The organism is Lysinibacillus sp. FSL K6-0057, from assembly GCF_038630885.1.
In the GTDB taxonomy this organism is placed as follows: Bacteria; Bacillota; Bacilli; order Bacillales_A; family Planococcaceae; genus Lysinibacillus; species Lysinibacillus fusiformis_F.
This window is the reverse complement of sequence record NZ_CP152047.1, coordinates 1,765,184-1,789,589: the sequence shown is the minus strand read 5'-3', so window position 1 is coordinate 1,789,589 and position 24,406 is coordinate 1,765,184. Positions and strand designations below refer to the sequence as shown.

21 protein-coding genes are annotated in these 24,406 nt (G+C 38.0%); 6 read left to right on the top strand and 15 right to left on the bottom strand.

Annotated elements, in window-relative coordinates; all coding sequences use genetic code 11:
• Positions 1-425: 425 nt before the first annotated feature.
• Together MHB40_RS08445 and MHB40_RS08440 are read right to left on the bottom strand one after the other, a co-directional pair.
• Complete coding sequence (locus MHB40_RS08445) at positions 426-1,235, bottom strand: sulfurtransferase (protein WP_342443134.1); 810 nt, start codon at positions 1,233-1,235, stop codon at positions 426-428.
• Positions 1,236-1,245: 10 nt separating this feature from the next.
• Positions 1,246-4,857: a dynamin family protein gene (locus MHB40_RS08440; protein ID WP_342443133.1), complete on the bottom strand. Its 3,612-nt coding sequence runs from the start codon at positions 4,855-4,857 to the stop codon at positions 1,246-1,248.
• Positions 4,858-5,110: 253 nt separating this feature from the next.
• Between MHB40_RS08440 and MHB40_RS08435 the strand changes: the two genes are divergently transcribed.
• Positions 5,111-5,536 carry a DUF4183 domain-containing protein gene (locus tag MHB40_RS08435; RefSeq protein WP_342534300.1) on the top strand — a complete coding sequence of 142 codons (426 nt, stop codon included), beginning with the start codon at positions 5,111-5,113 and terminating at the stop codon, positions 5,534-5,536.
• A gap of 15 nt (positions 5,537-5,551) precedes the next feature.
• The gene (locus tag MHB40_RS08430) at positions 5,552-5,872 is read left to right on the top strand and encodes a DUF4183 domain-containing protein (protein WP_342534299.1); all 321 of its coding nucleotides are present in this window, start codon (positions 5,552-5,554) and stop codon (positions 5,870-5,872) included.
• Between the two features lie 36 nt (positions 5,873-5,908).
• Here the strand turns inward: MHB40_RS08430 and MHB40_RS08425 are convergent, their stop codons facing one another.
• The 11 genes from MHB40_RS08425 to MHB40_RS08375 form a co-directional block, all read right to left on the bottom strand.
• Positions 5,909-6,643: a 5-oxoprolinase subunit PxpA gene (locus MHB40_RS08425; protein ID WP_342534756.1), complete on the bottom strand. Its 735-nt coding sequence runs from the start codon at positions 6,641-6,643 to the stop codon at positions 5,909-5,911.
• Complete coding sequence (locus MHB40_RS08420) at positions 6,643-7,506, bottom strand: biotin-dependent carboxyltransferase family protein (RefSeq protein WP_342534298.1); 864 nt, start codon at positions 7,504-7,506, stop codon at positions 6,643-6,645. Before MHB40_RS08420 ends, MHB40_RS08425 begins: the two co-directional genes overlap by 1 nt.
• 3 nt (positions 7,507-7,509) lie before the next feature.
• Positions 7,510-8,205 (bottom strand): 5-oxoprolinase subunit PxpB, encoded by a 696-nt coding sequence (gene pxpB / locus MHB40_RS08415; RefSeq protein WP_342534297.1) that lies wholly within the window; start codon positions 8,203-8,205, stop codon positions 7,510-7,512.
• On the bottom strand, positions 8,189-8,803 hold the full coding sequence (locus tag MHB40_RS08410) for a pyroglutamyl-peptidase I (RefSeq protein WP_342534296.1): 615 nt from the start codon (positions 8,801-8,803) through the stop codon (positions 8,189-8,191). The genes pxpB and MHB40_RS08410 overlap by 17 nt, the downstream gene beginning before the upstream one ends.
• Positions 8,804-8,808: 5 nt before the next feature.
• Positions 8,809-11,451: a M14 family metallopeptidase gene (locus MHB40_RS08405; RefSeq protein ID WP_342534295.1), complete on the bottom strand. Its 2,643-nt coding sequence runs from the start codon at positions 11,449-11,451 to the stop codon at positions 8,809-8,811.
• 191 nt (positions 11,452-11,642) lie between these two features.
• Positions 11,643-12,545 (bottom strand): ABC transporter permease, encoded by a 903-nt coding sequence (locus tag MHB40_RS08400; protein ID WP_205442536.1) that lies wholly within the window; start codon positions 12,543-12,545, stop codon positions 11,643-11,645.
• A complete protein-coding gene (gene nikB / locus MHB40_RS08395; RefSeq protein WP_342534294.1) occupies positions 12,545-13,477 on the bottom strand; it encodes a nickel ABC transporter permease in 933 nt (310 codons plus the stop codon). Before nikB ends, MHB40_RS08400 begins: the two co-directional genes overlap by 1 nt.
• A 67-nt stretch (positions 13,478-13,544) precedes the next feature.
• Positions 13,545-15,125: an ABC transporter substrate-binding protein gene (locus MHB40_RS08390; RefSeq protein WP_342534293.1), complete on the bottom strand. Its 1,581-nt coding sequence runs from the start codon at positions 15,123-15,125 to the stop codon at positions 13,545-13,547.
• Positions 15,126-15,157: 32 nt separating this feature from the next.
• A complete protein-coding gene (locus MHB40_RS08385; RefSeq protein WP_205442534.1) occupies positions 15,158-15,949 on the bottom strand; it encodes an IclR family transcriptional regulator in 792 nt (263 codons plus the stop codon).
• Positions 15,946-16,923 (bottom strand): dipeptide ABC transporter ATP-binding protein, encoded by a 978-nt coding sequence (locus MHB40_RS08380; protein WP_342534292.1) that lies wholly within the window; start codon positions 16,921-16,923, stop codon positions 15,946-15,948. The genes MHB40_RS08385 and MHB40_RS08380 overlap by 4 nt, the downstream gene beginning before the upstream one ends.
• Complete coding sequence (locus MHB40_RS08375) at positions 16,898-17,911, bottom strand: ABC transporter ATP-binding protein (protein ID WP_342534291.1); 1,014 nt, start codon at positions 17,909-17,911, stop codon at positions 16,898-16,900. The genes MHB40_RS08380 and MHB40_RS08375 overlap by 26 nt, the downstream gene beginning before the upstream one ends.
• A gap of 491 nt (positions 17,912-18,402) precedes the next feature.
• On the opposite strand from MHB40_RS08375, the gene MHB40_RS08370 reads away from it, so the two are divergent.
• The 4 genes from MHB40_RS08370 to MHB40_RS08355 all read left to right on the top strand — a co-directional run bounded on the left by MHB40_RS08370 (position 18,403) and on the right by MHB40_RS08355 (position 21,481).
• Positions 18,403-18,861 (top strand): chemotaxis protein CheX, encoded by a 459-nt coding sequence (locus MHB40_RS08370; RefSeq protein WP_205442530.1) that lies wholly within the window; start codon positions 18,403-18,405, stop codon positions 18,859-18,861.
• 333 nt (positions 18,862-19,194) lie between these two features.
• Complete coding sequence (locus MHB40_RS08365) at positions 19,195-19,317, top strand: hypothetical protein (RefSeq protein WP_009370491.1); 123 nt, start codon at positions 19,195-19,197, stop codon at positions 19,315-19,317.
• A gap of 24 nt (positions 19,318-19,341) precedes the next feature.
• Positions 19,342-19,833 (top strand): cytochrome b5, encoded by a 492-nt coding sequence (locus MHB40_RS08360; RefSeq protein WP_036118325.1) that lies wholly within the window; start codon positions 19,342-19,344, stop codon positions 19,831-19,833.
• The gene (locus MHB40_RS08355) at positions 19,820-21,481 is read left to right on the top strand and encodes a b(o/a)3-type cytochrome-c oxidase subunit 1 (RefSeq protein ID WP_342443124.1); all 1,662 of its coding nucleotides are present in this window, start codon (positions 19,820-19,822) and stop codon (positions 21,479-21,481) included. Before MHB40_RS08360 ends, MHB40_RS08355 begins: the two co-directional genes overlap by 14 nt.
• Before the next feature lie 49 nt (positions 21,482-21,530).
• Here the strand turns inward: MHB40_RS08355 and MHB40_RS08350 are convergent, their stop codons facing one another.
• Together MHB40_RS08350 and MHB40_RS08345 are read right to left on the bottom strand one after the other, a co-directional pair.
• On the bottom strand, positions 21,531-23,027 hold the full coding sequence (locus tag MHB40_RS08350; protein WP_342534290.1) for a carboxypeptidase M32: 1,497 nt from the start codon (positions 23,025-23,027) through the stop codon (positions 21,531-21,533).
• A gap of 76 nt (positions 23,028-23,103) precedes the next feature.
• Positions 23,104-24,198, bottom strand: a complete 1,095-nt coding sequence (locus MHB40_RS08345) for an AraC family transcriptional regulator (protein ID WP_342534289.1) — start codon at positions 24,196-24,198, stop codon at positions 23,104-23,106.
• Positions 24,199-24,406 lie beyond the last annotated feature (208 nt).

Below are 24,406 nucleotides of genomic sequence, written 5' to 3'. Positions count from 1 at the left end.
GTATGCTCTGTCTCCACTTTGATGGATTCTGTCCTATTCTTTGAGCGGGTTATCCGTTTCTATGAATCTATCATCCTCTTTGTGCGGGCTATCCTCCACTTTTTCATTTTTATCCGTCACTCTAAGCGTTTTATCCTCTACTTTTCACGCTCTATCCACTACAATGCATCCTATCCGCTACTTTAAACGGGCTATCCTTCACTTTTTCATTTCTATCCGCCACTCTAAACGTTCTATCCTACACTTTCCACACACTATCCACCACTCCACGCAGGCTTCCACTACTAAATTCTATCCTTTACTTTGAGCGGCGTACCCTTCACTTTTTCATTTCTATCCGTCACTCTAAGCATTCTATCCTCTACTTTTCACACTCTATCCACCACACTACATAAAAAAACGCCCACCGAAGTGAGCGTTTCTTTTTATTCGTTTGTGCCTTTTTCCACGTCATATGCTGTAATCCAATCGCTGAAGCTGCCTACATATAATTGAATGTTTTCATAGCCTTCATCTGCTAACACAGCATAAAGTGGAGAGGCGGTTACGCCGCTTCCACAGTAAACTACAACTGGTTCAGTAGGTGCCACTTTTTGACGTAATGCATCGTTTGCCTTTAGTTGACCATCTGTCTTTAGTTGCTCCCAGTCAAAGTTTTTCGCAGTTGGAATATGGCCTGCTACCTTATCCAATGGCTCTACTTCTCCTCGGTACCTTTCAGCAGCACGTGCATCGAGTAAAGTGGCTTTCACTTCTCCATCTACAATGGCTTTTACAGCTTGGCGTGGGGCATAAAGCTCATCCTTCCAAGCAAACTCAATGATGGTTGGTGGATATTTAATAATATCCTTGGTAAACGGCATTTTCGCCTCTAGTGCGGGTGCACCTCCGTTGACAATCACTACATTTGGGAAACCAGCATATGTCAGCATCCACCAGGCGCGTGGAGCAAATGGCGCTGCTCCTTGGTCGTAGACAACAATTTGATCTTCATAGCGTAATCCTAATTCTTGAAAAACAGAAGTCAATTTTTCTTTGCTTGGCATCGGGTGACGACCGTCTTTGCTGTCCATATCTGATAACTGTTGTTCTAAATCAATATAAGCAGCACCAGTTGCGTGGCCTTCCTCGAATGCTTTTTTACCTGCTTCTTTGTCCTGAAGATCGAAACGAGCATCGATGAAACGGACGCCTTCAAATTGAATTTCATCCACTGATTTGAATACTTTTCCCATAGGAATCACCTCATGCGTATTGTAATTGTGCGTAAATCGCTTTCCAAGAAGCTAAACGGCTCTCTTCTTGTAATGCTAATCTTTCTGTGTCAATTTGCTCAAGCGCTTGATGATAAATATACAAACGTAATTTTTCGGCTTCCTCTGCAATAAACGTAATCGCCCATGTCATAACGGAAACTTTTTGTGCATCTAAATAATCTTGTGCATCTGGCTTTGTGACAGCTTCTAATGCCTCACTCAGCTTCACTTTTTCATTCTTTTCAAAGAAAGCTTTTTGATTGCGGAAATGAGATTTTACGCTAGCATATTTGGAAATATCCACAAATGGTCCTTCAAAATCCAATAAATTTGGCTCAGAAGATTCAAAGGCTAGGAATGAGAAGCTTCGATTTAACTCTTTCAATTCGCGTACTTCATCTTTAAAACGTTGCTGCATCTTCTTGCTAATGAACTGCGATAAACGGAAGTTTGTTACACGCATTTCTTGTGTAAAATCAAAACGTAAGCTTTGCATCACTTCTTTTAATGCATGCTCCAATGCTTGTTGTGCTGGCATTGCAGCAAATGTAGAAGGATTGTAGCCTTCCTTAAAGAACTCAGGATAACGATAATAAACACGTTGGAGAACATAATACAATAGCTCATCAAGCTCTTGTTTTGTTTCACTCTCTAACATGCTCGTATTCAGTACACTGAACTTCGATTGAATATGTTGTTCAAGTGTTGTTAATTCCTCTAGTCGCTCATCTTTACGTTTTAAGTTTTCCTCTGTTTGTGCGATTAAATCTGCCAAACGTTGCTCTGTTTTATCGACTTCTTCTGCAAGAGCTTGAACTGCTAATGCACTCAATTCATCATTTAAGAATGTATGGAAGTCATTTTCAAACGGTGGCATACCTGATGTTAAATCGGCACCTTCTACCTTTTCTTGCAACGCTAACAGACTGGATACCCCATATAGTCGTGGGAAACGGATGCCAAAGCGTTGTAACTCTGAGCGTACATACCCTTTTACATCTTCTTGTTCTTCATCCGTTGTTGCCAAATCAATCGCATTGACAATAAAGAACATTTTATCTAGCTCAAATGCATCCTTTACACGACCAAGCTGAATTAAAAACTCGCGGTCCGCTTTGGCAAAAGCATGGTTATAGTACGTAATAAATAGGATGGCATCTGCATTACGAATATATTCAAATGCTACACCTGTATGACGAGCATTAATCGAATCTGCTCCTGGTGTGTCAACAAGTGTCACGCCCATACGTGTTAATGGACTATCATAATAGAAGTCGATATTGTCAACAAAGCAAGATTTATTTTCTTGTGCTACAAATTTTTCAAATTCTTCACGGTCTACGCGAAGGATAGAACCAAACTCCGATTTAAAGGTTGGATAGCCTTCCTTATAGGCACGAATAAATGATTTATGAATATTTAATCGTTCGTCCGTTAACTGAACTGCTAGCCCTTCATCAGCACGATTATAGGCTTCCTCTAATGAAGACACTGACAAACCAATTGCCGCATAGGATCCTTGAATGTCCTCTAGCATTTGCTCGGCAGTTTTAAGCTGTACATCCGCTGTTTCATGAGGATGCTCAGGTGTAACGGGACGAATTTTATTGATGGCTGCAGTTGTTGGGTTTGGTGATACAGGTAATACCTTCGCTCCCATTAAAGCGTTCGAGAAGGATGATTTCCCCGCACTAAATGCGCCAAACAATGCAATCGTAAAATCCTTTTTCTGTAAACGTTCTACTTTATTTTCAAGGTATTGGGCAACTTCGGCAAAGCCTTGAACCTCTTTGACTGCATTGGCAGTATGCAGTGCACGGTTAATCACACCATCGATTGGTAGAGTCGTTGCGCTAATAGCTTGCTGAGCTTCTTCTTGTTCAATGACTTGCTCTTTTGGCTTCAGCATGGACTCATCAAACAAGCGAATTTCGGCTAAATCTTGCTTAAATAATTGTTCCCAATTTGTAAGCTGTTGATTGGCAATTTTACGGATTTCATTGCTCGCTTGATGCATAGTGCTTGCACTATATTGCTGATAGCCTTCAATTTCAAGTACCGCATTAATGGCATCTACCTTGTCCTGCATACCCGCCATTTTTAATTTTGACGGTGCGGCAGTTTCTGTTGCTACAGCTTCCAGTGTAGTTGCTTGCGCATTTTTCCAGCTATCTGTTTCCTGAATAAAGTAGCGCTTTGTTGCTTCTGCGACACGGTTAGCGAAGTTTAACACAGCATCACCTGTTAAAATAGCGCCTGTTTGAACTTGCTGCTCAATCAATGAAAAAGGTAAGTCAAATACATAGGCATCAATGGCTGTAGCACGTTCTTCATTTAATGCACCAACGTCCTTTAATGCCTTCTTCATGAGTCCTTTTAAATGCCCTGTGATTTGTGCATGGACCACATTTTGATAGGCACTATACGCATCCTCTTTACGTCGGTTACGCTCTTCCTCTGTTTTTTTCTTCGCAGTAAAGAGCCCCCCTACTTTAAAGCCTTCCTGCATGCTTTCTAAATAAAGGCGTAAGCGGTCGCGTAAATCAGCTGGCATAATAGCTGCATTAGCAAGTAATTCCTTACGCTGTTCTTCAAATGTTTCGTTCCATGCCTCTACGGAGAATAATTCAACCTGACGATTTAATTTATTGTATTGCTCTAAAATATCTTGATGGTGTGCCCAGTCATCCGCACTTAAAATTTCTTCATCAATCGCTAAACGATCCTGTCTTTCTTCCATTAAATAATTGTCATGCTCGCTTTGTAATAAAGACAATGTATTTGTAGCAGTTTGTACAAGCTGCTCCTGCCAATCATTCATACTGTCCATCACGATTTTCTTTACAGCCTCAAAATCATTATGAGGATGTTCAGGCTCTCTTAATGATGTGAAGAACACACCCTTTGGCACAACACCCCATGCTGCAAAGGATTGATGAACCGTTGCTTTAAATTCTTCGAAGCTCAATTCATTATCTTTATGCTTATCAATCATATTGACAATTAAATAAACATTTGGATTATATTTCATTAATTGCTTTGTGAATTGGAAATTTAATTCCGACTGCACATGGTTGTAGTCCATTGTATAAAATACGATATCGGCAATATGTAGTGCTGATTCCGTTGACATGCGGTGTGCATCATCTGTGGAGTCTACTCCTGGCGTATCCATCACAGTAACGCCTAGTGGGAGTGTAGAGGCGCTGTGTCCAATCTCAATTTGTGACACTAAATCCCCATTTTTACTTAGCTCTTTTACCGTTTTGAAATCATAGCCAGCCTCAAATTTTACAGGCTTTTCATTGTGCATATAAACAATCGCAAAGTCTTCCTCTGATTTATGCACCTTCACGATATTCGCACTTGTTGGAATTGGACTAGATGCCAGTAAATTTTCACCAGACAGCGCATTAATCATACTTGATTTCCCAGCTGAGAAATGGCCTGCGAAGCCAATCACATACTCTTTTTGCTGAATTTTTCGAGCAAAAAGTGATGTTTTATCCATGCGCTCTGTATCACCATTATGCTGATAAATTATGTATTGCAAAGAGGCTTGCTTTAATAGCCCCTCCAATTGTTGTTCAAAATCTTTCATGAAACCAGTAACCCCTTTTTCGTTAATTATTCATAATTAGTATTCTACCTTATTCAACTAGCAAAGTATAACACTAATTTAAAGCATATATGCCAACGTTTCCATCCTAATAGCTTTCACCATAAAACTTGTTTATACAAAAAATCTATGCCAAATGATAGATGGTCAACTAGTTCTTTTTATATTTTCTTCATATTTTATAGTAAGCATATTCGGGGCAAAGTTATTTTTTATGAAGGGAGTGTGATGACATATGATGAATCCTAGGTCTCGTCAAATCATCGAAAAATATTGTTCATGTAACTGTGAGGACCGATTTATCTGGCCCCGTATAAAAGCAACAAACGGAATACCTATTAATCCTCCTTCTGAAATAGTCCCAGAAGGAACGATTATACCAACGATCCAGCGATATTTTTATATCGTTACAGCCGATCTTGATCTATCTAATGGGGCAACGCTTCCAGCGGATCTCTTTTGGAATGATGATGCAAATACCATTACTGAGTTTACAGTTTTTTCACCCAATGGTTACGTTAACCTTTATATTAATGCAGTGATGCAGGAAGGCGGCATTTATACGGTAACCCCAGCCTCCCTGACAATCGTACCTTATAATGCCACATTGTATAGAGGAACACCCATCATTATTGAATCGCTAGGCTTTACAACAAAATGAAAGGAGGTGAATCGGGTGGCACTTTCCATTATTAATATTCACGTCAATGTAACTGGTACTTCTACGAGATTTTTTAACATCTTAGCTGCACCCCTTGCCATTGCGGATGGCACGACAGTCGCTGCAACAACATTTTTAAATGATAGTGGTACAGCAGCAACAGTATTTCCAGAAGTCGCAAATGGTTACTATAACTTATATATCAATGGTGTTCTTCAAGAGGGTGGTGCCTATACAGTTTCTGCAGACGATATAACGTTCAATACTGTCACAGGTACACTTTCTGCTGGTACGCCAATTGTGCTTGAAGCTGTCGAACTTGTGACGACAATCTAAACAAAATGGATGCCTTGTTTAGGGCATCCATTCTTATTATTGTAATTGCTTTCTGAGACCTGCAATTTTTTTCGCATAGTCTAGCGCATGTGGGCCATCTCCATGTATACATAAGGTTTGGACCGCAACTTTAATTTTTTTGGACTGGACGGACATCACTTCGTTAGCAGTCAAAATACTATTTACATGCACGAGCATTTCCTCTTCCGATTGTATTAAGGCATTTGGCTCCTGTCTGTTCACTAATGTGCCGTCATCGTTATAGCGTCGATCCGAAAAAACCTCCTCATATACTTGGAGCCCCTTGCCTCTAGCAATCTCCACAATGAGGCTGCCCGATAAGCCATATAAAATAAGCTGTGGATTAAGATCATACACTGCATTGACTACAGCTAACGCTTTTTCACGATCATTCGCGCATTGATTATAGAGTGCGCCATGTGGTTTAACATGATGAAGCGTACCATTTTCAAGCTGCACAAAGGCTTGTAAGGCACCAATCTGATAAACCATCATATCGTAAATTTCAGCTGGGCTACATTCCATATTACGGCGACCAAATCCCTCTCGATCAGGGTAGCCTGGATGTGCACCAATGTGAACATTTTTACGAATGGCACTGCGTACAATTTGATGCATGATCGAATGATGCCCTGCATGGTAGCCGCATGCAATATTGATGGATGTTACAAAGTCTAATAGTGCTTCATCTTTTCCCGTGATAAAAGCTTCATAGCTTTCACCTAGATCACAATTAATATCAATTGGCATCATGCTTCCTCCAGTACAAAGTGTATTGTGTTATACATACGCATTTGCGCTACTTTATGTAAATCCTCTTCATGTACTGTCGCGATAATAGGATAGCCTCCTACTGTTTGAGCATCAGCCATTAGGATAATAGGATCACCACTTTGAGGCACTTGAATCGTTCCGAACTGTGTAGCTTCTGACAGAATATCTTTCATTTCCTGAAGTTGTAAGGCAGGTCCTTTTATGTAGTAGCCCATACGATTGCCGCCGATAAATTGAAAAGGATTTTGTAAAAATTGTTGTTGACTCTTTTCTGTAAATAAATGAAAATGCGGTCCTTTAAACAATCGAACCGTAATGGAACTGTCAAACCTCGGACGATAGGGTGCATATAGCCCTCTATTATATTTTAAAGATGCTGATACCTGCCCATACAAAATACTTCCTTTTGTAATGCATGTTCCCAAATTCCCAAGCGGAAGGCAGGATTGGCTACCAAGCTCATCGTTTGTATGAAATCCTCCTAATGGTGTTAAGTAAACAATAGAGCCTTGATGGACACTCTTGATAGATAGTATATCACCTCTCGTTAAATGGAATGTTTTCCACATTTCGATTGGTACATGATTAACCAAGCATGTACTATATCCACCCGTTAATACATAGACACCATCAGCCAGTGCCTCAAATTCAAAACCACCAACAAACATTTCAAAAGACGTCTGTTCATGGTAATGATGCAAGATTCTTTGAGCTGCTTGAAACGATAGGTGATCCATTGGTCCAGATAACGGAATACCAAATGCCCGATAGCCGTACCTTCCTTTGTCTTGTAAGCTACCATAAACCCCTTGTTTTGTTACGAGCAGAAGTGGCTTCAATCGCTACACTCCTTTGCTATTCATTTCCCAAAATTGCTGTTTGGTTATTTCATAAAACTGAACTTCATCTCCAAGTGCAAATAAAAACGGCTCTTTGCCATGTACATCAAATAAATCCAAAGGTGTCTTTCCTATAATATTCCAGCCACCAGGTGAATCGACAGGATAGATTCCTGTTTGTCCACCCCCAACTCCAACGGAACTCGCTGATACAGATGCCCTTGGTTTCTGTAAGCGTGGCACAAACAACTTAGGATCAAGCTCACCTAAATAGGGGAAACCTGGTAAAAAGCCGATTAAATAAACATAATAGCTTTTGGACACATGCAAAGTTTTAATGTCCTCAAAAGATAGCCCTGTGAAATCCATTACGCGCTTGCTATCTAAGGCAAATTCCTCATCATAGCAGACGGGTATTTTTAAAAGACGATTCGTTCCTTTATCAATTGTTGTGGAGGCTTGCATCTCAAGCCACTGCATGCCTAAACGTTCAACATCTATTTTTTGTTTAATATAAGCTGTCACAGTATGGTAGCTTGCAACACTTTCGACTAGGTTATGCCGTAGCTGCTGTTTCAGAAACCGATTAAACGTTTGGACCGCGTGAAAATTTGAGTGGGAGATTTCCTCCTTGAATGCAAAACGAATAGTATGTTGACTAATCCACATCGAATGAGGAAAATCAATGATTGGTTGCACGTACCGTCTCCTCAATACAAAGCGTTACCGCAGCTATTAAATCTCCGATATTCCAGCCGGGAATTTTGCCATGTTGGATTGCTAGCTCAAATGATGCTGGAATATGAATAAAGCCAGCACGAACCCCTTCATGTAGCTGTGCATAAGCAAGCCCCTCATACATAATGTTATTACATAAGTATGTACCCGCTGTATTGGAGATTTCGGCTGGATATCCTTCTGCCTGCAAACGATTCACCATACTGCGAATCGGTAAGTTTGTTAGATAAGCATCTGCCCCCTCCTCATGGATACACTCATCAACTGGTGTGTAGCCATTATTATCAGGCTCTCCATCTTTCACATTAATGGCAATGCGCTCCGGTGTTACTTTAAAACGCCCCCCAGCTAATCCTAATGAGATAATGATTTGCGGTTTCACTTCTTCTATCTGTTGTTTTAATTGCTCCGCTGACTGCTGAAAATCTACAGATAGAATTCGTCCGACAATATCATAGCCATCTATCTTCTTTCCCTTTAATGCTTCCACAATTTGCATCGTTGGATTTATTTTATAATCAAGAAATGGTTCAAACCCTGTTAATAATATTTTTGTCATATTTGTCACCTGATTTCTATCGGACGTTTTTTAATATAGCGTCCAGATTGATTAATTTTATTTACTTTAGTAGAAATTGTAGCTTCAATAATAGCTTGATTAAATAATTTATGTGCTTCAATACAAGAAATTAATTCTTCATCATAAACAATTTCATCGGACACTTCAGAAATGATATCTAGAGCCACCCACTGCGGGTAGCGTAATATACTAACAGATGAGTAAGTTGGCGTAACTTCCATACTCCGATAAAAATTAATATTCCCCATTTCCTCAATTGGGTACTTTTGCGGATCCCATTTTGTGCCATATTTATAGTAGCGTTCACGCCAATAAGCATTTTCTTGGGCAAATGTTGAGCCCTCAAAAAACATATTCACTTTTTCAGCTACTAGTTCTAGATTTTTAGCCTGGACTTCCCTCGTATCATAATCCGCGTAACGACCAATTCCATAAATCTTGGCACTCGGAAGCGTGTAAGAAACAGGGAAAATAGGTGGACATGCATATCCTGCGAATGGTTGAACCCATTCACGAGCAGGGATTCCATGATCATCAATTACTATATCAGGTGCCCATTTTTTCAAGATGAGTGGTAAAACATTTGCCTCACCAAATACGCTTTCTTGAAATTTGACATGGGCAAACTCTAAACCTACTGCATTAAATCTTGCAGCATGATGTTTCCATTTTGGATGTTCTTTTGTCAAGCTCTCCATTATTTCATAACCATCTGGATTTGATAACGGAATAATGATTATATTAATCTTTTTCAAGATTTCAGGATGGTGACAAATAATATCTTCCATTAGCTCTAATATAGCAGGTGTACTAGATACTTCATTTGGATGATGGCCAGCTTCAAAGACAATCGTATGCTTTTCATCCGATTTTTTAAGTCCTGAATAAAAGTCACTAGTAATAGGCTCAGTCACTTCAAAAAATGGAATGACATTCCCTTTGTAAGATATATCTCCATAATTCAGTTTGACCTCAGAATAATTTTGATACCGGGTTGATAATTGATAAACATTTTTAATTTTGTATTTTAAATAATCATTCACTTTCATTACTTTGAGATAATTACCTAAATACATTTCTACCGTTTCAAATTGCCCTTTTGGATTAAATAAAATTCTTTTTGTAACTGGAACTAGATTGGGTTTTTCATGCCATTGGTATGCCCGTATTACACTTTTAATAGGCTTATAAATATTTTCCTCTATATGAATAGAGGGAATAATGCCACCAGGAGCTTTATAAGGTTGATTAACTAATCGGCGACCGAGCTCATTAAAATAATCTAGCGTGTTAAAATATAGATCTTCGTATAACGCTTCGAAGGATGAGTTTGCCTCTTGCTTAACATTTAATTCTTCTTCAATTCCAGATGAAGTAAAGTCAATTTCGATTCGATCAAATAAAGGAAACAATTGTCCTTGATCGCGATTCGTTACATCAATATTTAATTTTCCCACTATTTGAGGAAGAAACTCATTGATATACGTTTTATAGAAACGCTCACGATCTGACAATATTGCATTTTCTTGAACCAGTTTCCCACTTTCAAATAATCTATACCCAGCTGTAGTTGGATAGACTTTTTTCTGACCGTCAACATAATCCAATTCACTAATTAACGGATTTAGTTCAGCAATTAATACATCATCAACAAAGACACTATAAATGTGCTGCTGTGTGCTTGAAAGCTCAAATTGCACATGTTCTTTCGGTACACCATATTGCCTTTCAATCAATTCATCCACTGGATAAAGCTCCATAATCCAGCGATTATGTTGTTCTAAACCGTTTTCACTAATCCCATCTTTACATACTATTTTTACTTGTTCAAAATGCCCTGAAACAGATGGAAGTACTTCCTCTAATATCCAGTATAACCCTGTTTTAAATGCAGAGCGAACTGTAATTGTCTTTAAATTTGAAAATTTCTTATACAATTCTAAACAATATTCATCTCGATTTTTTTTAGAAGCTGTAAGATAGATTTCAGCATCAAGCATTTTATTTGGTTCATCTTGCAAAGCATTTATAATATATGACGCTTCCGATTCATCTTCCCATGTTGTTTCATACAATAAATCCTCTACATTCACTTGTTTTTCATTTAGCTCCCAAACACCAAATAAGCCACCTTCAGACACATGCTTTTCTTTTGCTATTGAATGTAGAACAGTCGGTAAGCTATCTTTTGTACCACAAATTTGAATAACGTTTCTAGAACTTAGCTCCATTAAACTTGCAGTTCCTTGCTTGATGTCAATTGAAAAATGTCGATGATCTTTTGTGATAACTGGTAAAGAAACAGAGGTAGCATACAATCCTAAACGTAATGCAAGATAGCAAACTTCTTTTATAATGGCATTGGACTTTATTTCTTGTTGTAAATTAATTTTCACACTTAAATGCTGTTGTGGATGTGCCTCGTCCTTCTCACCAGTTCCATAGGCTGACCAAAGGTGACTTAAACTTTCATAATAAGATGATGGAATGTCTGTATACGTTTCGGCCATTCCTTCACTTGCTATCGTACTTAACAACGTTGACAGCGAAGACTCAGTCTCATAATAGACTGTAAAGTTGGACCCATTCTGTGAAATAAATGTACTACTATGTTGTAAAAATTCCATTGAGTACTGCTGATTTGACGCTTGAAATAAATCAAAATCTATTTCATTTGACTCTAAGCCTAACCTCGCACAAAAATCAATTAATCCTATGGGAGCAAGATTTGTAGGTAAGTTTATAAATAAAGAGGGCTTTTTTATCGTTTCATTCTTATGAAATAAAATTGAAAATATTTTAGAGTTCACAGTATCACCTAAACTTTCATATTTGGATCTAAGCGATCTCGTAACCAATCTCCTAGTAAATTAAAGCCTAGTACAGTTAACATAATTGCAATACCTGGAAATACAGAAATCCACCAAGCTGACGTCATATAATTCCGACTATCTGCCAACATGCCGCCCCACGATGGTATTGTCGGTTCAACACCTAACCCTAAAAATGTTAGTGAAGCCTCTAATAAGATAAACTCTGCGATACACATTGTTGCTAACACTAAAATCGAAGAAGCAACATTTGGTAATATGTGCTTAAGGATAATTTTAAAATGTGTTCCTCCGATTGCCTTTGCAGCCTGGATATATTCTTGTTCCTTTAGAGCTAAAATCTCCCCTCGAATTAGTCTTGCAAAACTAACCCAATATGTAAGCCCAAGAATAATGATGATTTTTTCAATCCCTGTTCCAAATACACTCATAATGACAATTGCTAGTAAAATAAATGGCAGACCCAATTGAACTTCAGCTAACCTCATAATTAAATCGTCCATCCATTTTCCAAAATACCCTGACACAATGCCTAGAAACGTTCCAAGGACTAACGAAATGAGCACACCACAAATACCAACCAATAGTGAAATACGAGCACCGTATATAATCCTACTGAGCAAATCTCGTCCAACTTGGTCTCCCCCAAGTAAATATTGAGACTTACCAGTATCGTCTAACCATTTGGGCAAATCTAAACGATGTCCTAAGCTAGCTGCTCCTGGGTCATATGGCGCAATATATGGGGCAAATATCGCACAAAGAATAGTCGTGACAACTAATAATAGACCGATGATCCCAGTTGGATTATTTTTAATAAACTTTAAAACACTTATTATTCTGCTAACCTTTTTTATTTCGACTGTTTCTGCTTCCATTATCTGTGTCATTAATTGTCACCTCTTCCAGTGCGTATTTTTGGGTTAATTAATGAATAACATAAATCCACAATTAGATTTACGACAATCATGATAAGAGCTAAGAGAATTACTCCACCCTGTACAACCGGATAATCTCGTTGATTAATAGAATCAACAATTAATCTTCCGATTCCTGGCCAAGAAAATACTTGCTCTACAATAACAGCCCCTCCTAGGAGTCCACCAAACTGTAACCCAACAAACGTCACAGTTGGCAATAAGGCATTTCGAAAGGCGTGTCGAATAATGACAAGCCATTCTTGAATTCCTTTTGCTCGAGCAGTTGTCACATATTGCATCTTAAGTACCTCAAGCATAGAGGTACGAATTAATCGAACTAAAATACCAGATAAAATCAGACCCAATGCAATGGATGGTAGAATTAATGAGCTAAACCCCTCAAAGCCCGATACGGGTAACCATTTTAACTGAACAGCAAAGATCAAGATTAGCATAAACGCTAACCAAAAATTAGGAAAAGAGATACCTAATAAAGAAAAAATACGCCCAAAAATATCAATAGACTTGCCTTTATAAACTGCCGAAAGGATACCGATAGGAATAGCGATTAACAATGCTACAGTCATCCCCCCTAAAGCAAGTGCGAGTGTTGGCCATGCTCGTTCTAACAACATTTCCAAAACTGGACTATTCGAACGATACGATGTGCCAAAATCAAGCGTTACTAAATCTTTCATGAATATGATATATTGCTCCCAAACAGGTCTATCTAAACCTAACTTTGCTGTCAGTTCCTCTACCGCTTGTTGTGATGGTTCCCCTGCACCGAACATGATGCTTACAGGATCACCCGTTAAACGAATGGCGAAAAATATAATTAATGAGACAGCAATTATCACCAACACGGTATGCGATAATCGTCGTAGTATATAGGAAAGCATAATTCCATCCTCCTAATTTGAAATGAAAGAGATAGTATGACAAGCATACTATCTCATAATTTTTTACTTACTCGACAGTGACACCTTCAAATCTAAAGCGGCCATCATGAGGTGGTTGGAAATCTTTTATTCGTTTATTCACTGCGTATATTTCAACCTCAGAATATAAATTAACTTCTGCAGCATCTTCGTATAACACTTCTGTCAGCTCTTTAAAGATTTTTTGACGCTCCTCATTATTAATCGTTGCTCGCTCTGCCGCTAATAATTGTTCTACTTTTTCATTTTTATAGGATGGATTCCAGAATTCCCCTTCGTGATACATTAAATAAGCTGTATTATCAAAATCTAAAGTCCAACCACCCCAGCCATTTTTATACATTTGGCCAGCTTTTCCTTGTGGTATTAACTCTGATTGGAATGTAGTATTTTCCACACTATTAATTGAAACTTTTAATCCCGCTTCTTCTAAATAAAACGCTACTGCTTGGGCAATTTCTTTAAATGTCCCATCGGTACCTGGAATAAAGAATTCAAGTGTAGTACCTTCGGGAACCTTAGCTTCCGCAAGTAATTTTTTTGCTTTTTCTGGATCATATGGATATGGCTCTAAATCTTTGTTATAGCCAAAAGATAGATTACTTTGGAAAGAACTAATGAGGTTACCATAGCCACCTAAAATTTCCTTCACTATTGTTTCCTTATCAATGGCATAGTTAATAGCTTGACGAACACGTACATCATCAACTGGCTTTTGTGCTGTATCAAAGCGAATTGAATACGCTGTAGGAGTGGACACATCCTTTAATTCAATGAAATCAGTTCCTTCTGCTGTTGCTGCTTGCGAAACTTCTAAACGTGTCATAATATCAATATTTCCTGTTTGTAATTCTGCCAGTGCCGTCGCTGTTTCTGGAATCACTTTAAATGTTACTTTATCTAGTTTAATAGCGTCTTTATTCCAATAATCATCGTATCGCTCAATAACTACTTGTTTATCACGTTGATAATCAGTCATTTTAAATGGACCAGTACCAACAGGCTTCATGTCAAAATTCTCTGCACCCTGTTCTTGGATATATTTAGGTGGTACGATGACAGCACCATATCCTGAAAGCTTAGTCAGTAAAACTGGGTCAATGGCATTTAAGTGCATAGTAACTTCATAGTCACCTGTTACTTCAACATTATCAATTGACGTATAGTTTGAATATTGCGGACCTTTTTGACCTTCTTCTCCTAGTAAACGATCAAATGTAAATTTAACTGCTTCCGCATTAAACGGTTCGCCATTATGGAAGGTAACACCTTGTCGTAGTTTAAACACAATCGTTTTATCATCTATATATTCCCAAGATTCCGCTAACCCTGGTTGAATTTCTAAATCTAGAGAACGACTTACTAATCCTTCAAATACCGATGTTGCTACTGTACTCCAAGCAAGTAAAAACGTATCAATTGGGTCCCAGTTTTGTGGATCTCCAGCCACACGAATAACTAATTCATTTCCACGTGTTGCTGCTGGGTTTTCACCAGATGATTTGCTACCATTTTTACTTTCGTCTTTTGATGATGTGCCACCACTACATGCTGTTAAAACAATCATTATACAAACAAGTAATAGCGCAATCCATTTTTGTTTCTTCATACATTGTTCATCCCCTTTTGTATTTGTGCTATCTATACGCCATATGGATATGGCATCGAATAACCTAGTTCAGCAGATATTGAAGCTGCCGTTTCCCACAGACCTTCTAAAAATGCATTTATTTTTTCTTTTGGTATTAGCGTCTCTATGCCCGCTATACTAATCGAGTATTCTACTTTGCGTTCGCTATTGAAAATCGGTACTGCTATTGATACAGTGCCTTCTTCCAATTCTGATACGCTGTAGGCATAGCCATTTTTTTTCCCAAATTCAATGAGTTCAAATATCTCTTCATCAGTAACAGGTGTTCCACTAGCATATTTTTTACGAGGTTTTTGAAGTACCTCATTAATTTTCTCCTCTGATTGAAAGGATAAAAGTACCCTTGAACAAGCGCCTGCATAAAGTGGTGCTCTTCTTCCCACCCGTGTATAAAGTAAAACCGGTTTTAAACTTTCAATTTTTTCAATATAAAGACCATCTGTTTCATCCAGTACGCTTAGTTGAACAGCCAAGTCAAACTTCTGTTGCAACATCTTCATATACGGTATAGCCAAAGAGCGAATTTCAATTGAATTTGCTGCAATTGCACCTAATTCAATGAGTTTATTCCCAAGTAGATAATGATCACTCAATACTAACTGTCCACCACTTTGAATATAAGGACGTTTTAATACGCCTAAATCTGTAAATGTTTTTAAAAACCTATGTAAAGTCGGTTTAGGAATATCTGTTTCGATTGCTAGCTCGTCTAACCGCCAAGAAGGTTTCTCTTCAGTAAATAACGTTAAAATATTAATACCTTTTTCCAATGTTTTGCTCATGTTAATCGCTCCATTTGCTCTTCATAAAGTAAACAGGAAACTTCATGCTTATCGCCAATTTTTTTTAATTTTGGAGGTGTCACCTTACATATTTCCATGCAGTTTGGGCATCGTGTATGGAATGTGCAGCCCGATGGTGGATTAGCAGGATTGGGAACATCTCCACTTAGCACAATACGCTCCTTTACTTTTGAAGGATGAGATTTTGGTAATGCTGATAGTAAAGCTTTTGTATATGGATGTTTAGGATTATTAAATAATTCGTGTTTATCTGCCATTTCCACTAACTTACCTAAGTACATTACCCCTATGCGGTCACAAAAGTGATGCACTACACTTAAATCATGAGATATGAAAATGTAGGTCAGGTTCATTTCCTTTTTTAAATCTTTCATAATATTTAATACTTGAGATTGAATCGAAACATCAAGAGCAGATACTGGTTCATCTGCAACAATCAATTTTGGATTGGACACTAATGCTCTAGCAATTCCAATTCGTTGTCTTTGACCACCTGAAAATTCATGTGGAAAACGTTCTAACTGCTTTTGTGTAAGTCCAACCTGTTTGGCTACTTCATAAACACGTTGCTTTCTCTCTTCCCTTGTACCTATTCCAAAATTCACCAAAGGTTCTTCGATTATTTTAAACACCTTCATACGAGGATTAAGGGAAGAAAAAGGGTCTTGAAAGATGATTTGCATATCACGACGTTTTTGACGTACCTCTTTTGGGCTAAGAGTGGCAATATTTTCTCCATTCAGTAAAATTTCGCCTTCAGTAGGTGTAAGAAGTTGGATTAATGTTTTACCCATAGTCGACTTTCCGCACCCTGACTCTCCGACAATTCCTAAAACCTCACCCTCATTTACAAAAAATGAAACATCATCTACTGCTTTTAAATGCCCTGAACGTGATCCTTTAACTGAAAAATATTTCTTTAAGTGTTTAACTTCTAACAATGGACTGCCCATTGACAATTCCCCCTCCCACTTCGTTCTCTTCATACAGCCAACATCTTACCTTGGTACCATTAGACGTTGTAAATAGATCAGGCTTCTTTTTACATTGATCTGTTGCAAATTCGCATCGATCGAAAAATCTACATCCTGAAGGCATATCGGATGGTGATGGCACCACCCCTTCAATTGATGGAAGGTACTCTTGTTCTGATTCAATGTCAGGCAATGAATTTAATAACCCTTTGGTATATGGATGAAGCGGCTGATTAAACAAATCTAGCACTGTAGCCTCTTCAACAATTTCACCAGCATACATCACGATTACTCTCTCACATATTTCCGCTACTACACCAAGATCATGGGTAATTAAAATGATGGACATATCTAGTTTTTCTTGTATGTCTTTCATTAAATCTAAAATCTGAGCCTGAATTGTCACATCTAATGCTGTAGTAGGCTCGTCTGCAATTAATATTTCTGGTCCACAAGCCAATGCCATGGCAATCATAACCCTTTGTCGCATTCCTCCTGATAATTGATGAGGATATTCATTCACTACTTTATCGGGACGAGGAATACCTACGAGACGAAGCATGTCAACGGCACGTTCATGAGCTTCTTTCCTTGAAATTTTTTCATGACTATGAATCATTTCCATAATTTGCGAACCGACTTTATACACTGGATTGAGCGAACTCATTGGTTCCTGAAATATCATAGAAACTTTTTTCCCACGAATCTTTCGCCATTCCTTCTTCGACTTTTTATTAATTTGCTTTTGATCTATGTAAACTTCTCCACCTTGCCAGTTAACCCCAGCAGGTAACAATCCCATAAGTGAAAGTGATGTCATGCTTTTTCCACAACCTGATTCCCCTACAATCCCCAAAGTTTTGCCTTTTTCAAGTTGAAATGATACTCCATTCACAATAGCAATATCTTTTTTATTTTGTTGAATACCTATTTTCAAATCGCTTACTTCTAAAATATTCAAACTCATTTCCCCCTCCGTTCCAAAATATGAAACGCGATTCCATTTTTTAAAATCTTAACAGAAAAAACCGGTTATTTCAATAGTTTTCAGAAAAAAATAAAAATTCATTTTAATTAAATTATTCCAAAAAAACGTTTAATTCATTTATTCACGATCTTCATTCCTAGAAATACAAAAAAACATGGCCCGAATATTCGGACCATGCCTAAAAATGTTTATCAAGTTTTATCTCTTATTTCAAATGTGCAGTCGCCTGTTTCATGACGTATTTCCCAACTCCAATATAGATTACTACAGCTGCTCCAATCAATACGAATGTCATTGCTAACCGCTCCTTCTTAGTTATTTTTCGTTAAGTTTTTAGATGTTTGCATTGAATTTGAAAATCATTCTCATTAATATATTATAAATTTCACGTTAATTCGTCAAGACATACTTTCATCTTACCCTTTTTACATGGTAAGATGTAGAAAAGTCGGAAAAAGGATGCGGTAATGATGAGTAATTCGAAGTACTTTCAAACTATTTTAAACGGGACAATCCACGCTTTAAAAACCATTCTTCCTATGGATATAGAAGTAAAGTCGCCTAGTATTATTTCTGAACCCTTTCAACAGCAACAAATGGGCGTATTAATTGGCTTAATCGGAGATTTAAAGGGACGCGTCATCATTGATTCCTCTCCTGATGTGTTTAGTGGGATTGGCAGTACAATGTTCGGTATGCCGTTAGAGGGAGAAATGCTAGAATCCTTTACAGGAGAATTCGGTAATATGATTGCAGGAAATTTATGTACAGCTGTTGGGCAAGAAAGCTTAGAAATTGATATCACTCCGCCAACGGTGATGGTGGGCACTACAAAATTATACGGTTTTGAAAAAGCATTTGCTCTCCCAGTTTCGGTCCCAAGCATTGGTGCACTAACAGTTCTATTAACAATAGAGGAAGAAGAGTAGAAAGCAAGATTTGATAAAGGTCCCAAATAAGACATTGTATGCTCAAGCAGACAGCACACATGTAAAAAACTTGTCATTCGCATAAAAAGAATGACAAAAAAGGAATGCACTTTCCTACCAATCTTTTGTTTTTATTAAAATTAAGCAAAATATAGTACGTCAACAAGCTATCTCAATGACTTTTGAGATAGCTTGTTTTTTTCTCTTCACAATTTTTCACACTTTCTTCACACATTTCCCCTAGAAGTGTGATTTTTTTCACATCAAAATGTAGTGGATTTTTATATGATGACAATAAGAAACACAACAATAAAAAGCGTAGGAGGAGCAAAAATGGCAAACAAAAAGAAGTCAGATGAAAATTTAAAAGGTTCACTCTATGCAGTTTTTGGAGTAGGTATTATCATCATTTTACTTTGGGTGTACTGCTTCGATTTGTTCATTGGACGGTTTTAATCTACGAAGAAGGGACAGAAACATATGCACATACATAAGTATGAGAAATACTGGCTTGTGTTTGGAGTTGCCACTTTAGTTGCATTCCTGATCATTCTCGGTATCGGGGCATTTCATCAAGGCTCCCATCCAAACAATGGTAAAAAAACACTAGATTACGAGAAAGTGAAAGAGACAGCACCTTTTGATAATCCAGGTGTCCATAAGGTAGAAGGGAAGGATTGGGATTACGAAGTGGTGGTAGTTGCTTCTGCATTCAATTATAATCCTCCACAAATTGAGGTTCCACTTGGTGCAAAGGTGAAATTTATCGCGACAAGCGAAGATGTTATGCATGGTTTTGAGGTTGCAGGTACGAATATCAATATGATGCTTGAGCCTGGCTATATTTCGGAATATGTGACAGAAGTCAATAAGGTTGGCGAGTTTTTAATCGTATGTAATGAGTATTGTGGTACAGGACATACGATGATGCACTCTATGCTAAAGGTGGTGGATTCAAATGAGTCACACTAATTCAATGACAAAAGTGGATCGTCGAGATGCAAAGCTAGCAATGGCACATATTTACGTGGCATTTATCGCATTGCTATTAGGTGGTCTTGCAGGTTTATTACAAGTTTTTGTACGTTCTGGTCAATTTACATTACCAGCAGGCATTGGTTATTATCAAGTATTAACAGTTCATGGTGTCTTACTCGGTCTTATTTTAACTACATTCTTTATTTACGGCTTCCAAATTGCAAGTGTAAGTCGAACATCAGGTACATTCACTGATACTCAACGAAGACTTGGCTGGATTGGTTTCTGGTTAATGACTATCGGTACAGCTGCTGCCGCAACGATGGTTTTATTGAATAAAGCAACTGTTCTTTATACATTCTATGCACCATTAAAGGCACATTGGATTTTCTATTTAGGTCTTACATTAGTCGTAGTTGGTTCTTGGGTTGGTGGCGTAGGTCAAATTTTACGTTATGTCCAGTGGCGCAAAGAAAATAAAGCAAGTGGACAACGCAGCCCATTACTATCATTTATGGTAGTTGTTAATAATTTAATGTGGTTCGTGGCAACGCTTGGTGTTGCAGCTTCTGTTTTAATTCAATTGTTACCATGGTCATTAGGTTTAATTGAGCGTGTCGATGTGGCATTATCGCGTACCCTTTTCTGGTATTTTGGTCATGCACTCGTATACTTCTGGTTATTACCTGCCTATATGGTTTGGTATGTGATTATTCCAAAAGTAATTGGCGGGAAAATTTTCTCCGATTCTTTAGCAAGACTTTCGTTTATGCTTTTCTTACTCTTCTCTATTCCTGTTGGGATTCACCATCAGTTAACAGAGCCTGGTATTGATGGTACATGGAAGTTCATTCAAGTTGTATTAACATTCGCTGTAATCGTGCCATCTCTGATGACAGCCTTCTCGATGTTTGCGATGTTCGAGTTACGTGGTCGTGAATTAGGTGGTAAAGGGTTATTCGGTTGGTTTAAAAAATTGCCATGGAAGGATGCTCGTTTCTTCGTACCATTTATCGGTATGGTGTCATTTATTCCAGGTGGTGCAGGCGGTATTGTCAATGCCTCTTATCAAATGAACCAATTAATTCATAATACGATTTGGGTTACAGGACATTTCCATTTAACGATTGCAACAGCTGTTGTTTTAACTTACTTCGGTGCGGCATTCTGGTTAATTCCACATTTAACAGGTCGTACACTTTCGAAGTCTTTAAATAATCTTAGTAATTTCGCTGGTATCTTATGGGCTACTGGTATGACGATTATGTCTTCTGCGATGCATATTGCTGGTCTGTTCGGCGCTCCTCGTCGCTCAGATTACTCAGAATATGGTGGCGCTCAGCAGGCTTATGATTGGATTCCTTATCAAATCGCGCAAGCTGTGGGTGGAACAATTCTCTTTATCGCCATCCTAGTGATCATTTATATCGTGGTGAAATTAGCTTGGTTCGCACCTAAAGGTGAAGAAGAATTCCCTGTAGGTGATGTACATGAGCTTAGCGGTCCAACACCAGCTATTTTAGAAAACTTTAAAATCTGGCTTGTTATTTTAGTAGCCTTAATTTTATTCGCTTACACAGTACCAATTATCGATATTATTTCGAACTCACCAGCCGGCTCCAAAGGCTATCAATTGTGGTAAGCATTTAAAAAAAGAGATTTCTCATTTCTGAGAAATCTCTTTTTTCACATTATAATTGATACAGTTTCGTATATTTTTCTTGTAAATAGTCTGCAAGGTACTTGGCATTTAAGCCTTCCCCTGTCGCCACTTTTAACAATTCGAACGGTTTTTTCAATGCCCCATATTGATGGACCTTGTCAGTTAGCCACTCCCGAATTGCCAGTAACTCTCCCTTTTCTAGTAATTCATCAAAATGAGGGATGTCCTTGTCCATCGCATGCTTCCATTGTGCTGCATAAATCATTCCTAATGCATAGGATGGGAAATAACCGAACATGCCTCCTGACCAGTGCATGTCTTGTAATACTCCTTTTGCATCTGTCTCAGGACGAATACCTAAATATTCCTCATATTTATCATTCCATACTTGTGGCAGATCCTTCGCTTGTAAATCACCATTGAACAAATCACGTTCAATTTCATAGCGAATCATGATATGTAATGGATACGTTAATTCATCTGCTTCAATGCGAATGAAAGATGGTTCGACCATATTAATGGCACGTAAAAAATCGGCTAATGCAACATCACCAAATTGTGCTGGTGAGAAGTGTTGAAGGCGCTCATAGTTATGCTCCCAGAACTTTTCATTTCTACCGACAAAATTTTCATAAAATAATGATTGAGATTCATGGATCCCCATCGATGTACCCGTGGCTAATGGCAGACCTGCAAGCTTTTCATCAATGTTTTGCTCATACATCGCGTGACCGCACTCATGAATCGTGCCAAAAATAGCCGAACGGAAATCATTTTCATCATATTTTGTTGTAATACGAGCGTCACCATAGTTTAAGCCAATCATGAATGGGTGGACACTCTCATCCAAACGCCCAGCATCGAAGTCATAGCCAAGCTGAGCAAGCAATTCTAACGATAATTCACGCTGTGCCTCACGCGGGAAATGCTTAAATAGCATGCTAGTGTCTGGTTTATTCGATGAATGAGCAACTTTTTGAACAAGCGTCACAATGGATTCACGTAAATCACCAAATACTTGATCTAAGACATCTGTCGTCATATCTGGCTCATATAAATCTAGTAATGTATTGTATGGAGATCCATTTTTAATACCCCAATATTGAATGAATTTTTTCTGCCATTGAATGATTTCCTCTAAATAAGGTAGGAATAAGGCAAAATTATTGCTGGCCTTCGCTTCTTCCCAAGCCGTTTCCGCCTTTGATTGAAGAATAACGAATTGTTTGTATTCATTCGCAGGGATTTTTTTATTTTGATCGTAATTCTTTCTTACTTCTTCTACTAAACGCAGTGTTACATAGTCAAGATCAGCTTTTTGTGCCTCTAATGCTGCTAAAAGCTCTCCTAGTTCTTCACTCGTCTGCATATCAAATAAGGAGGCTGATAATGTACCAATTACCTCAGAACGTTGCGCTAACCCCTTTTTTGGTGCACCCGTCCGCATATCCCAATAAATCACATTGAGTGCTTCCTCATAATGCTGCATCTTCTTCACATAGTCTGTAAATTGTTGAACAGTCATGCATTCATCCTCCTTTTCACGTTATCAGTTTATCATATTTTCGAAAATTTTGTATATTGTGGACTTTCTAGGTAAATTATTCAGAATATTCCCTCTTTATTTCCTCTATTATTTTGATATATTGAATATCCCCTAATCCATAGTGTGGAAATAGAGAAAACAATTGCTTTAACAGGTCATTTTGAGATAGATTGAGGTGTTTTTTTATATATGTAGTGATCTCATTCTCTTCCTTTAAATAGTTGAAATATAATTGAATGCCCTGATACATGACAGGTATAAGCGTTGTCTTGGGCAGACGATGGTGCATCAACACCTCTTGATAGACCTCCCCATAAGGTCCAAGTTCTATCTCTGTTTCCTCCACATCATAGGTCATTTCCTTGACCATATAATAATAGACTTTGCCTTGATACCTTTGTTGCTCCAGGAAAGCCAGCACTGTCAGTAAGTTCATCTGACAAAACATATCATCACCAAACCATAAAACGATACATTGATAGTCATTTGTCAGTAATGGCTTCAACGGATTTAATGTCACTTGCTCATATTCTTGTAATGCCACCTGATGCCCTGTAGCACGAAGTTTATTAAATTCTTCACTGAAAATCGGACTAGTCGTTGGATTCGCACACATTGCTTCATTGAAAGGTACGTAATCACTATTGCCCATTAATTGCTGTTTGGCAAACTCCTCATACATCATTTGACCATTTAATACATTCAAGATCTCTTGATCGTATTGCGCATTGATCTTCTCTTGTAACGCTTCAATTTTTAATTTCTGAGAAATATCCATTGTAAACCATCCTCCATCATCTTGTAATTTCAACTTTACAAAGGTTTGTAAAGGTTGAGGAGACTTTCTGTAATCATTCGGACTTATACCGAAGTACCTTTTAAAGGCTCTAGAAAAGGATTCCTGTGATGAAAAGCCGTAGTGAAAGGCGATGTCAATTATTTTCTCTTGGGGGTCCTTTAATGCAATAGATGCAAGATATATTTTACGTAGTGATCTATATTTTTTAATTGTCATCCCGGTCGTCTGATGGAATTTAAAAGAACAATAATACGGAGAATAGCCCATATCGTTCCCTAAATGCTCTAATGAAAATCCTTCTAATAGGTGACTTTCAATCCAATCAATCATCTCCTGTACGATACTGTTCATCCACATCCCTCCTACTTTGATTATAGTAGAATCGGTAATTGTTTTTATGATATAAGTTGTGAAGGTGTAATAAAAAAACTGTAGCAAGCTTTTGCGCCTGCTACAGTTGAGAGCTTTCTCTAAAAATGGGGGATTTACGCTAGCTTTCAAGTCATGTTCGGTTTCCAATCAAACATTTTTTTGAGCTATCATGAAGTCTTATGGAAAG